11 protein-coding genes are annotated in these 11,387 nt (G+C 72.4%); 4 read left to right on the forward strand and 7 right to left on the reverse strand.

The window, feature by feature from the left end; translation table 11 throughout:
* Positions 1–38: 38 nt before the first annotated feature.
* From AC30N0_RS13080 to AC30N0_RS13095, 4 genes are read right to left on the reverse strand one after another with little or no spacing between them, the layout of a single operon-like run.
* Entirely contained in the window at positions 39–1,964 is a 1,926-nt protein-coding gene (locus AC30N0_RS13080) for an MFS transporter (RefSeq protein WP_489518347.1), read from the reverse strand.
* A gap of 46 nt (positions 1,965–2,010) precedes the next feature.
* Positions 2,011–2,853: a 23S rRNA (adenine(2030)-N(6))-methyltransferase RlmJ gene (locus AC30N0_RS13085; RefSeq protein ID WP_489518348.1), complete on the reverse strand. Its 843-nt coding sequence runs from the start codon at positions 2,851–2,853 to the stop codon at positions 2,011–2,013.
* On the reverse strand, positions 2,853–3,434 hold the full coding sequence (locus tag AC30N0_RS13090; protein WP_489518349.1) for an MOSC domain-containing protein: 582 nt from the start codon (positions 3,432–3,434) through the stop codon (positions 2,853–2,855). Before AC30N0_RS13090 ends, AC30N0_RS13085 begins: the two co-directional genes overlap by 1 nt.
* Positions 3,435–3,466: 32 nt before the next feature.
* The gene (locus tag AC30N0_RS13095; RefSeq protein ID WP_489518350.1) at positions 3,467–4,324 is read right to left on the reverse strand and encodes a substrate-binding domain-containing protein; all 858 of its coding nucleotides are present in this window, start codon (positions 4,322–4,324) and stop codon (positions 3,467–3,469) included.
* 145 nt (positions 4,325–4,469) lie between these two features.
* Between AC30N0_RS13095 and AC30N0_RS13100 the strand changes: the two genes are divergently transcribed.
* From AC30N0_RS13100 to AC30N0_RS13110, 3 genes are read left to right on the forward strand one after another with little or no spacing between them, the layout of a single operon-like run.
* On the forward strand, positions 4,470–6,359 hold the full coding sequence (locus AC30N0_RS13100) for a phosphoenolpyruvate carboxykinase (GTP) (RefSeq protein WP_489518351.1): 1,890 nt from the start codon (positions 4,470–4,472) through the stop codon (positions 6,357–6,359).
* Positions 6,360–6,396: 37 nt separating this feature from the next.
* Entirely contained in the window at positions 6,397–7,248 is an 852-nt protein-coding gene (locus AC30N0_RS13105) for a YecA/YgfB family protein (protein ID WP_489518352.1), read from the forward strand.
* A 43-nt stretch (positions 7,249–7,291) separates the two neighbouring features.
* Positions 7,292–8,062 carry a metallophosphoesterase gene (locus tag AC30N0_RS13110; RefSeq protein ID WP_489518353.1) on the forward strand — a complete coding sequence of 257 codons (771 nt, stop codon included), beginning with the start codon at positions 7,292–7,294 and terminating at the stop codon, positions 8,060–8,062.
* 45 nt (positions 8,063–8,107) lie between these two features.
* On the opposite strand, the gene AC30N0_RS13115 is transcribed toward AC30N0_RS13110, so the two are convergent.
* The gene (locus tag AC30N0_RS13115; protein ID WP_489518354.1) at positions 8,108–8,317 is read right to left on the reverse strand and encodes a hypothetical protein; all 210 of its coding nucleotides are present in this window, start codon (positions 8,315–8,317) and stop codon (positions 8,108–8,110) included.
* A gap of 130 nt (positions 8,318–8,447) precedes the next feature.
* Positions 8,448–8,921, reverse strand: coding sequence for a tetratricopeptide repeat protein (locus AC30N0_RS13120; RefSeq protein ID WP_489518355.1), 474 nt, complete (start codon positions 8,919–8,921; stop codon positions 8,448–8,450).
* Between the two features lie 125 nt (positions 8,922–9,046).
* On the opposite strand from AC30N0_RS13120, the gene AC30N0_RS13125 reads away from it, so the two are divergent.
* Positions 9,047–10,342, forward strand: a complete 1,296-nt coding sequence (locus AC30N0_RS13125) for an Hsp70 family protein (RefSeq protein WP_489518356.1) — start codon at positions 9,047–9,049, stop codon at positions 10,340–10,342.
* Between the two features lie 27 nt (positions 10,343–10,369).
* Here AC30N0_RS13125 and AC30N0_RS13130 read toward each other — a convergent pair.
* Positions 10,370–11,387 (reverse strand): amino acid aminotransferase (locus tag AC30N0_RS13130; RefSeq protein WP_489518357.1); only part of this gene is annotated, 1,018 nt, incomplete at its 5' end.

An 11,387-nucleotide genomic window follows, 5' to 3' on the forward strand; every position in this document is an offset into this window, starting at 1 on the left:
CCGAGGGCGCGACGCCGCCCGGCTTCACCACCGCCTGATCAGGACGCGAGGAGGCGCCCGACGCGCTCGCGCAGCGCCGCCGGCGACGCCTGCACCGCCGGGACGGCGTGCCCGGCGACGAGCGCGACCCGGCTGAACAGGCCGCGCCGGAAGGGCCGGCGCATGGCGCTGCCCTCGATGCGCGAGAAGAACGAGCCCCACAGGTTCTGCAGGGCGAGCGGGACCACGGGCACCGGGTGCGTCGCGAGCAGCTTCATGACCCCGCCCTTGAACTCGCCGAGCTCGCCGTCGCGCGTGATGCCGCCTTCGGGAAAGATGCAGAGCAGGTCGCCTTCGTCCAGCACGCACCCGCCGCGCGCGAAGGCCTGCCCGTAGACGGCCGGGTCGACCTTCTGCGGCGCGATCGGAATCGCCTTGGCGAGCCGGAAGAACCAGCCCAGCCATCGGTGGCGGAAGATCCGGTGATCCATGATGAAGACGATCGGGCGCGGGCTGGCGGCCATGAGCAGCAACGGGTCGATGAAGCTGACGTGGTTGCAGACGAGCAGGGCGGCGCCCTGGGTCGGGATGTTCTCGTCGCCGCGGACCCGGAAGCGGTAGACGACGCGGGCCACGACGAAGGCGACGAAGCGCAGCAGGTATTCCGGGACCAGGGCGAAGACGTAGACGGCGACCAGCGCGTTGAGCAGCGCCATGGCCAGGAACACCTCGGGGATCGTCAGACCCGCCTTCAGCAGGGCACCGACGAGCACGGCGCTGGCGATCATGAAGAGCGCATTGAGGATGTTGTTGGCGGCGATGATCCGGGCCCGGTGGCTCGGCTGCGCGCGCAGCTGGATGAGCGCATACATCGGCACGCTGTAGAGCCCGGCCGAGAGCGACAGCAGGGCCAGGTCGGCCATCACCCGCCAGTGCGGCCCGTGGCCCAGGAACCCGCCGAGCGTGTGGCCCGCCGATGGCGCGAGGCCGCGCGAAGCGAAGTAGAGGTCGAGCGAGAACACGCTCATGCCGATGGCGCCGAGCGGCACCAGGCCGATCTCGACGTGGCGGCGCGACAGCACCTCGCACAGCAGCGAGCCGGCGCCGATGCCGATCGAGAAGACGACGAGCAGGAGCGACGCGACCTGCTCGTCGCCGTGCAGCACGTCCTTGGCGAAGGACGGGAACTGGGCCAGGAATGCGGCACCGAAGAACCACATCCAGGAGATGCCGAGCAGCGAGCGGAAGACGACGATGTTGCCGTGCGCGAGACGCAGGTTGCGCACGGTCTCGCTGACCGGGTTCCAGTTGATGCGCAGGCCCGGGTCGCTCGAGGGCGATGCCGGCACGGCCTGCGCCGTCAGCCGGCCGATGACGGCGACGCCCAGGCAGGCAATCGCCACGTAGGCCGGGCCGGCCTGCGGCACCGCGATGAGCAGGCCGCCGGCGACGTTGCCGAGCAGGATCGCGACGAAGGTGCCCATCTCGAGCATGCCGTTGCCGCCGGTCAGCTCGCGCTCGCCGAGGTGCTGCGGCAGGTAGGCGAACTTGACCGGGCCGAAGATCGTCGAGTGCACGCCCATGAGGAAGACGCAGGCGAGCAGGAGGGCGACGTCGGCCTGCAGGAAGCCCCAGCCGGCGACGGCCATGATGGCGATCTCGAGCCACTTGACGAAGCGCGTCAGGGCCGCCTTGTCGAACTTGTCGGCGAGCTGGCCGCTGGTCGCCGAGAACAGCAGGAAGGGCAGGATGAAGAGGGCGCCGATCGCCAGCCCGGCCAGCTCGCTCGGCAGCCAGCTCACCTGCAGCTGGTAGGTGACGAGCACCGTCAGCGCGAACTTGAACAGGTTGTCGTTGCCGGCGCCCAGGAACTGGGTCCAGAAGAAGGGCGCGAAGCGGCGCTGGCCGAGCAGCGCGAACTGGTTCGGGTGGGCCGCCTCGGGCGCGGCTTCGATCTTTCCCGAAGCGTCGGCGTGAGTGTCCAAGCGCTGCTCCCGTGTCGCGGCCCGTCCGCGAGCCGAATCTAACCGCTCAGTCGGCCAGCCGGTCGATCAGGAAATTGGCGCCGTCGTACTGGCCGAGCACGTCGACCAGATACGGCAGGGCCGCCTCGAGCTGGGCGTGCAGCAGGTGCGGCGGGTTGAGGACGAACACGCCGCTGCCCGACAGACCGAAGCCCTGCGCGTCGGGCTGCTGGACGGTGAGGCGCACGTGCAGCCAGGGGCCCGGCGCCATCGCCTGCAGGCGCCGCGGCAGCTCCGCCGCCTCGACCTTGCGCACCTGCGGGTACCAGACCAGGTAGACGCCCTCGGCGAAGCGGGCCAGGGCGTCGCGCAGGGTCGCGACGACGCGCCCGTAGTCGCGGTTGCCCTCGTAGCTCGGGTCGACGAGGACGGCGCCGCGCCGGCTCGGCGGCGGCAGCTGCGACTTCAGGCCGTCGAAGCCGTCGACGTCGTAGACCGTGGCGCGACGGTCGCCGGCGAGCGCCGCGTGCAGGATCTTCTGCTCGGTCGGATGCAGCTCGAAGGCGCGCAGCTGGTCGTGGTCGCGCAGCAGCATCTGCGCGAGCGCCGGCGAGCCCGGGTACTGGGCCAGGACGCCGTCCGGGTTGAAGCGGCGCACCAGGGCCCGGTAGTCGGCGACGGGGCCGGGCAGGTCGTCGCGGGTCCAGAGCCGGCCGATGCCCTGCTCGTACTCGCCTTTCTTGCGCGCATAGGCGCCTTCGAGCGAGTAGCCGCCGGCGCCGGCGTGGGTGTCGACGAAGCGGTACGGCTTGGGCTTGGCGTTCAGGTGCGTCAGCACCAGCATCAGCACCAGGTGCTTGAGCACGTCGGCGTGGTTGCCGGCGTGGAAGGCGTGGCGGTAGGCGAGCATCAGCGGCGCCCGGTCCGCGACCGGAACAGCTCGACGATGCCGACTTCCCTCGGCCCCGCGATGAGGCTGAAGGTTTCTCCGGCGGCGATCGTGCCCGGCTCGCGCACCGCCAGGTAGCAGCCGCACCAGGCGCTCTGGGTCATCAGCTTGACGGCATGCTTGAAGCCCAGCGCCGCGGCCAGCTTGAAGCAGGGAAAGCGCGGCTCGCTGACGGCCAGGGCGCAGTGGGGGAAACGGAGCACGTCGCCGATCCACAGTCCGCTCTCGACGACGCCTTCGAGCGTCAGGTTCTCGCCCAGGGCGCCGGGCGGCAGCGGCTCGTCCCACAGGGCCACGCCGGCCTGCGCCCGGACCGTCTGCCAGAAGCGGTAGTGCTCGGCCGGGTAGGCGTAGACGGCCTTGCCTGGCCCGCCGTGGACGGAAAGGTCGGCCTGCTCGTCGCCTTCGATGCCGAGCGGCAGCACGGCGCGCGCGCCCACGACCGGGCGCTTGCCGATCGCTGTCATGACCCGTCGGCCGTTGATGGACACCGCCGCGGCGCGCGCCACGTTGAGGCTGCGCAGGACACCGGAGCGGGCCACTCGTCGCTCCGCTTCGACCCTCCCGGCCTCGCTCACGCCGACGGGACCCGGTAGCCCGGCCGCGACGCGACGACGGCACGGCCGCGCCGGCCGCCGATCCAGTCGATGAAGATCCGCCCGGCCGGGTGGCTGACGCGGAAGGAGCGCATTGCATGCACCGTCTCGGCGAGCGCCGGGTCGCCCTCGACGACGACGGCGAGCGGCGCGCCGCCGTGCGCGGCCCAGGCGCCGCGCTCGACGAGGGCGTAGGCCCCCCGCTCGCGGACCTGGGCGATGAAGCTGCGCCCCGGGTCCGCGGTCTGGTACCAGGGGGCGAGCGGCTCGATCCGGGCCGCGCGCCAGAGCGCCTGCTCGGCAACGTGCACGCCGGAACCCTCGCCGGCGCTGAGGAAGAGCGCCGCCGGTGGGGCGCTCCCGGAACTTGCGGCTCGCGGCAGATTCGTGGACAGCGCCGCCTGCGGCGAGCCGGCGGCCAGGTCGCGGATCCGGCTGACGGCGTCGACGCCGCTGTTTCCCGGCGTCGCGGCGCGGCCCCGGGCGCGCTGCGGGCCGACGAGGATGAACTCGCCGCGGGCGATCGGGCGCCGGTCGTGGACCAGGCTCTGGGCGGCGATCCGCAGCTCGGCCTCCGGCGCGTTCAGCAGGGCGGCGTCGACCTCGCCGTTCGTCACCGCGTCCAGGACGGCCAGCGCCGGCCCGGGCACCAGCTTGACGGCGATGCCGGTGTCGGCGCTGAAGGCCCGCTGCAGCCCCGGGCCCAGCCCGGAGTCGGCCAGGGCCCGGTCGAGGCCGACGCGAAGCGGGCCGCCGCTGCCCGGTCGCCGTTGCGCCGCCGCCAGCGACGGCAGCAGCAGGGCGCCGGCGGCGACGAGGAACGGACGGCGCGTCATGCCCCGATTATCGCGGCGCCGCTCCCCCGACCCTGCGGGGTGGCGGGCTCGAAATCGAGGGCTACACTGACAAAAAAGCCGGGAAACCGGCGTTCGCCGCTGGCGGATCTGGCCCTCCCGGGCCCGGTCGACTGACTGGATTGCCATGAATTCCCTTCCCTCCCGCCCCGCGGCCCTGAACCTCCCTCGCGACCTCCGCCACCGCAAGCTCATCGACTGGGTCGCCGAGATGGCCGCCCTGACCGGTGCCAAGGACGTCTACTGGTGCGACGGCAGCGACGCCGAGTACGAGCGGCTGTGTGCCGGGCTGGTGGCGGCGGGCACCTTCGTCCGGCTGAACCCCGACCTGCGCCCGCGCAGCTACCTGGCGCGCAGCGCGCCGAGCGACGTCGCCCGGGTCGAGGACCGCACCTTCATCTGCTCCGAGCGGGCCGAGGACGCCGGCCCGACCAACAACTGGAAGTCGCCGGCCGAGATGCGGCAGCTGCTGCAGACCGGCCTCCCCGAAGGCACGCCGCCCCTCTTTCGCGGCTGCATGCGCGGCCGGACGATGTACGTCGTGCCCTTCTCGATGGGTCCGCTCGGCTCGGAGATCTCGCACATCGGCGTCGAGCTGAGCGACAGCGCCTACGTCGCCGTCAACATGAAGCTGATGACGCGCATGGGCCGGGCCGTCCTCGACGTGCTCGGCGCCGACGGCCACTTCGTGCCCTGCATGCACTCCGTCGGGGCGCCGCTGGCGCCGGGCGAAAAGGACGTCCCCTGGCCGTGCAACACGACCAAGTACATCGTCCACTACCCCGAGACCAAGGAGATCTGGAGCTACGGCTCCGGCTACGGCGGCAACGCCCTGCTCGGCAAGAAGTGCTTCGCCCTGCGCATCGCTTCGGTCATGGGCCGCGCCGACGTCGACCCGTCTTCCGGCAACCCGGGCTGGCTGGCCGAGCACATGCTGATCCTGGGCGTCACCTCGCCCCAGGGCGAGAAGCACCACGTCGCGGCGGCGTTCCCGAGCGCCTGCGGCAAGACCAACTTCGCGATGCTGATTCCGCCGGCCGGCCTCGCCGGCTGGAAGGTCACCACGGTCGGCGACGACATCGCCTGGATCAAGCCGGGCGCCGACGGGCGGCTGCACGCCATCAACCCGGAAGCCGGCTACTTCGGCGTCGCCCCCGGGACCAACGAGCAGACCAACCCGAACTGCATGGCCAGCCTGCGCAGCGACGCCATCTTCACCAACGTCGCCCTGACCGACGACGGCGACGTCTGGTGGGAAGGCATGACCGCCGAGCCGCCCGCGCACCTGATCGACTGGCAGGGGCGCGACTGGACGCCGGCCTCCGGCACGCCGGCGGCGCACCCGAATGCGCGTTTCACCGTCGCCGCGACCAACAACCCGGCGCTCGATCCGGCCTGGGACTCGCCCGAGGGGGTGCCGATCGACGCCTTCGTCTTCGGCGGCCGGCGCTCGAGCACGGTGCCGCTGGTGGCCGAGGCGCGCGACTGGACCGAGGGCGTCTACATGGCCGCGACGATGGGCTCGGAGACCACCGCGGCCGCCGCCGGTACCCAGGGAATCGTCCGCCGCGACCCGTTCGCCATGTTGCCGTTCATAGGCTACAACATGAGTGAGTACTTCCAGCACTGGCTGGATTTCGGCGCCGCCACGGGTCGCTCCGGGGTCCGCCTGCCCAAGATCTTCTGCGTCAACTGGTTCAGGAAGGGCGACGACGGCAAGTTCGTCTGGCCTGGCTACGGCGAGAACATGCGGGTCCTGCGCTGGATCGTCGAGCGCGTCGAAGGCCGCGCCGGCGGCGTGCTGAACCCGTTCGGCACGACACCGCGCCACGAGGACCTCGACTGGTCCGGCCTCGACTTCGGTCGCGAGCGCTACGAGAAGGTCACCTCGCTGGACCCGGCCGCCTGGGCTGCCGAGCTCGCCCTGCACGAGGACCTGTTCGGCCAGCTCGCCCGGGGCCTGCCGGCCGAGCTGCCCGAGGTGCGGCAGCGCATCGCCGACCGGTTCGCCGCTTGACGCGGCGGCGGTGGCGACCGGCGGCGCCGGTGCGTCGATGAGCCAGCCCTCGTCCGAGCCGCCGTCCCGGCCGCCGGTTGCCGCCGCCGCCCATGACCTCAGCGAGGCCGAGTTCGTCGAGCTCGACGAGTTGCTCGCCGGCATCCCGGAGCCGCTCGAGCCGCTCGACATCGTCATGCTCGACGGCTTCCTGTGCGGAGTGATCGTTCAGCCGCGCCTCGTCGAGGCCGAGGAATGGCTGCCCTACGTCTTCGACGAGGGTGGCCATCGCTGGGGCGAAGCCGAGGCCTCGCCGGAGCGGTTGCGCGCCGAAAGCCTGGTGCTCCGGCGCCGGACGGCGCTCGGCCGCTCGCTGGCCGAGTTCGGCAGCTTCGACCCGTTCATCCTCGAGCCCGAGCCGCTGGCCGAAGGCGACGTCGATGCGCGGGCTGCTGGCGAGGGCGAGAGCGCGGCAGTCCCGGCCGAGGGCGGGGCGGTTGCTGCCGAAGGCGTGGTGGTCGCTCCCGCTCCGGCCGACCCGATCGCCGAAGCCCTGCTGCCGTGGGTCGCGGGCTTCGAGCAGGCCATGCACCTGTTCCCCGAGCTGCTCGAGGTGGACGACCCGGCCGTCGCGACGACCCTGGCGCGCCTGTTCCGCTTCCTGCCGCCGGGCAACGACGACGACCTGGCCACGCTGGCGATCCTGGCCCGCGAGCGACCGCTGCCGACGCTCGACGCGGCCATCACCGAGGTGGCCACCTGCGTCGCCGAGCTGCACGACCTCACCGAGCCGCTGCGCTACCAGGTCGAGGCGGTGCGCCGCGAGCAGCCCAAGGTCGGGCGCAACGACCCGTGCCCTTGCGGAAGCGGACGCAAGTTCAAGCAGTGCCACGGCGCACGCACGCCGTGATCGTCCGGCACGGCGTCGGTACCGGTGCGGTGGACGCCTCCTGATGCGGCTGCAGCTGCTGTCGGACCTGCACCTCGAGACCGAGCGCTACGAGCCGGCGCCGGCACCCGGGGCCGAGCTGCTGATCCTCGCCGGCGACATCGACGCCGGCTGGCACGGGCTGGACCGGTTCCGCGACTGGCCGCGGCCGGTGCTGTTCGTCCCCGGCAACCACGAGTTCGACGGCCGCGACCTGGCCCGCGCGATGCCCGAGCTGCGTGCCCGCTGTGCCGGGCTCGGCATCACCCTGCTCGAGCGCGAGAGTCTCGTCGCCGGCGATGCCGAAGGGGCGCGCATCCGCATCGTCGCCACCACGCGCTGGTGCGACTTCGACCTGTTCGGCGCGACGCGCCGGCCGAAGGCGATGCGCGCGGCGGCCTACTTCATGGACCTCATGCAGGCTCAGCAGGGCGGCCGTCCGTTCGACGTCGCGGCGGTCCGCGCCGAGGCGCTGGCTTGCCGCGCCTGGCTGGAGGCCGAGCTGATTCAGCCGCGCGGCGACTGGGACCGCACGGTCGTCGTGACCCATTTCGGGCCCAGCCTGAAGAGCGCCGACCCGCGCTACGGTGCACAGAGCGGCACGGCCAGCTTCTGCAACGCCGACGACGACCTGCTCCCGTACGCCGATCTGTGGCTGCACGGCCATCTGCATTGCGTGCACGACTACCGGGTGGCGCACGGACGCGGCTCGACCCGCGTCGTCTGCAATTCGCGCGGGCATGCACACCGCGGCGAAGCGGCCGGGCACCAGCCCCTGCTGGTTCTCGAGGTCTGACGAGTGGCGGCGTCCGCCGCGAAGAGGGCGGAGAAGGCCGCGGGGTCAGTAGCTCGAGCGTCGGTGCAGCCGATCCTCGAAGCGGCTCCGGGCCCCGGCTTCGCGCCGGGCCGTGTCCTCTGCCTCGGGCTCGAGCGTGGTCATGGCGTCGAGCCCGAACGCGGTGCCCATCTCGGCCGGATCCTCGACCCGTGCGCCGATAGCACGCCGCGAGATCAGGGCGAAGAACCGGCGGGCGGGGGCGATCAGCTTCATCGGCACCTTCCGAAGCGAGGCTTCGTCAGGCGCAGTATGGAATGGGATCGATGACCGCGGCGTGTCGAAATGCGACGCCGGACGGTTGCATTTCGCGCTTCCGCGCAGCGCGTTGCGGGGGCTGTCCGCGCTACTGCGCGACGTACTTGTTGCCGGCCGCCTTGTAGCGGGCGACGGCGCGCTTGAGGTCGCGCAGCTCGTCGCAGGGCAGGAAGCAGGCCTTGTCGAGCTCGCTCAGCCGCTGTTCGGCCATCGGCAGGTTGCCCGACATCAGGTACAGCTCGCCCGAGTACTCGAGCGCACCGCGGTGCTTGGGGTCGATCCGGAGCGCGTCGTTGTAGAAGCGCTCGGCACTGGCGTAGTTGGCGGGGTCGGTCTTGCGCAGGCTGTAGCCCATGAGGTTGTTCCAGTCGGCGCTGTTGACGTCGTTGACCTTCTTCAGCTCCTCGACCGCGCCGCGCCAGTCCTTGGCGGCGATGCGGGCCCGTGCTTGGGCCAGGGCGTCCGGGGCCGCGGACGTGGCGCTGGTGTCGACGGCCAGGCTGGCGCCGGCGACGACCAGGAGGCACGAGGCGACGCCAAGACGCAGGGTGGCTGACTTCATCGCAATCTCCGAGTGGACCGACGGGTCGGGAGCATAGCGGCTGCGCCCACGCCGTGCGGTCGCCGGGCCCCCGCCTCCTAGAATCGCGCCCCCGCCACCTGCCGACCGCGCGCCCGCGGCGCGCCATGCCCGCACCGACCTACTGCGCCGTCGACTTCGGCACCTCGAACTCGGCCATCGCGGTGCCGCACGGCGGCACGATGCAGCTGGTCGAGCTCGAGCCGGGGTTCCGGACCATGCCGACGGCGGTCTTCTACACCGCCGACGGCCCCGCACGGGAGACCCCGCGCTGCGAGTTCGGCCGCGCCGCCGTCGCTGCCTACGTCGATGGCATCGAAGGCCGGCTGATGCGCTCGATGAAGAGCGTCCTCGGCAGCAGCCTGGTCGAGCAGGGCACCGACGTCGGCGGTGGCCGCGCCGTCCGCTTCCTCGATGTCGTCGCGACCTACCTCGCGCACCTGCGCAGGCGCGCCGAGGCGACGGCCGGCGCGCCGCTCACGCGCGCAGTGATCGGCCGCCCGGTCTTCTTCGTCGACGGCGACCCGACGCGCGATGCCTTGGCCGAGGCGGCACTGCGCAAGGCGGCGCGCCTGGCGGGGTTCAGCGAGGTCCGCGTCCAGTACGAGCCCATCGCTGCCGCTTTCGACCACGAGCGCAGCGTCACGGCCGAGGAGAAGGTGCTCGTGGCCGACATCGGCGGCGGAACGTCGGACTTCTCGCTCGTCCGCGTCGGCCCCGGACGGGCCCGTCGCCTCGACCGCAAGGACGACATCCTCGCCAGCCACGGCGTGCACATCGCCGGCACCGACTTCGACCGGCGCATCGAGCTGGCGGCGATCCTGCCCCTGCTCGGCTACGGCGCCTTCGGCCCGGCGAGCGACGACGCCTCGCCGCGGGAGGTGCCCAGCGCCGTCTACTTCGACCTCGCGACCTGGCACCTGATCAACACCGTCTACAACCCGCAGCGGGTCGCCGAGCTGCGCAGCATGCGCTCTTTCTATGCCGACGCGGGCCTGCACCGGCGCCTGATGACGGTCGTGACCGAGCGGCTGGGCCACGAGCTCGTCGCCCGCGCCGAGGCGGCCAAGATCGCGGTAGCCGGCGGCGGCGCGAGCACCATCGCGCTCGACCTCGTCGAGCCTGGCCTGGCGGTCGTGCTGGACGCCGGCGGCGCCCTGAAGGCCCTCGACGCCGATCTCGAGCGCATCGTCGGCGCGGCGCGGACGACGGTGGCGCTGGCGGGCCTCGGGCCCGACGACGTCGATGCGCTCTACTTCACTGGCGGCTCGACCGGGCTGGACGTGCTCGGCGAGCGCCTCCGCGGCGCCTTTCCACGGGCGCGGGCGGTCCGCGGCGACCGCTTCGCGAGCGTCGCCAACGGCCTGGCGCTGCACGCGCAGCAGCGCTTCGGGGCACGCTGAAGCCGGATCGGCGCGCGAACCGCCCGGTCAGGCGCCGAGCACGGCGGCCATCGCCTGGGCGGTGGCCTGCACGTTGCCGCGGTTCAGTCCGGCGACGCACATCCGCCCCGAGCGCAGCAGGTAGACCGCGAACTCCTCCCGCAAGCGCTCGACCTGCTCCGGCGACAGCCCGGTGTAGCTGAACATGCCGCGCTGGTTCAGGAAATAGGCGAAGTCGCGGTCCGGCATCCGCGCCGCCAGGACCCGGTGCAGCTCGACGCGCATGGCCCGAATCCGCTCGCGCATCGCCGCCAGCTCGGCCTCCCAGGCTTGGCGCAGGCCGGGCTCGCCGAGCACGGCGGCGACGATTTGGCCGCCATGGATCGGGGGGCTCGAGTAGTTGCGGCGGACGGTGAACTTGAGCTGGCCGAGCACTTTCTCGGCCTCGGCCGCGTCGGCGCAGACGACGCTGAGCGCTCCGCAGCGCTCGCCGTACAGGCTCATGCTCTTGGAAAAGGAGTTGGCGACGACGAAACGCATCGGCGTGCCGTCGGCGCGGCGGGCCGCGCCGAGCGCGCGCACCGCGTAGGCGTCCTCGGCGATGCCGTCGCCGAAGCCCTGGTAGGCGAGGTCGAGGTAGGGCAGCAGGTCGCGCTCGGCGAGGATCGGGATCAGCTCGTCCCACTGGCCGCGGCGGAGGTCGACGCCGGTCGGGTTGTGGCAGCAGGCGTGCAGCAGGACGATGCTGCGCGGCGGCAGGGCGCGCAGGGTCGCGCACAGGGCCGCGAAGTCGAGCCCGCCGGTGGCGGCGTCGTAGTACGGGTAGCTGTGCACGGCGATGCCGGCGCCGTCGAACATCGAGGCGTGGTTCTCCCAGCTCGGGTCGCTGACCCAGACCGCGCTACCCGGCAGCCAGCGCGCAAGGAAATCGGCGCCGACCTTGAGCCCGCCGCTCGAGCCGACCGACTGGATCGTGGCGACCCGCTTCGCTGCCAGCGCCTCGTGCTCGCGCCCGAACAGGAGCGCCTGGACTTCGCCGCGCATGTTGGCGGCGCCCTCGATCGGC

The organism is Rhizobacter sp. (assembly GCF_031412495.1).
GTDB lineage: Bacteria > Pseudomonadota > Gammaproteobacteria > Burkholderiales > Burkholderiaceae_C > Schlegelella_A.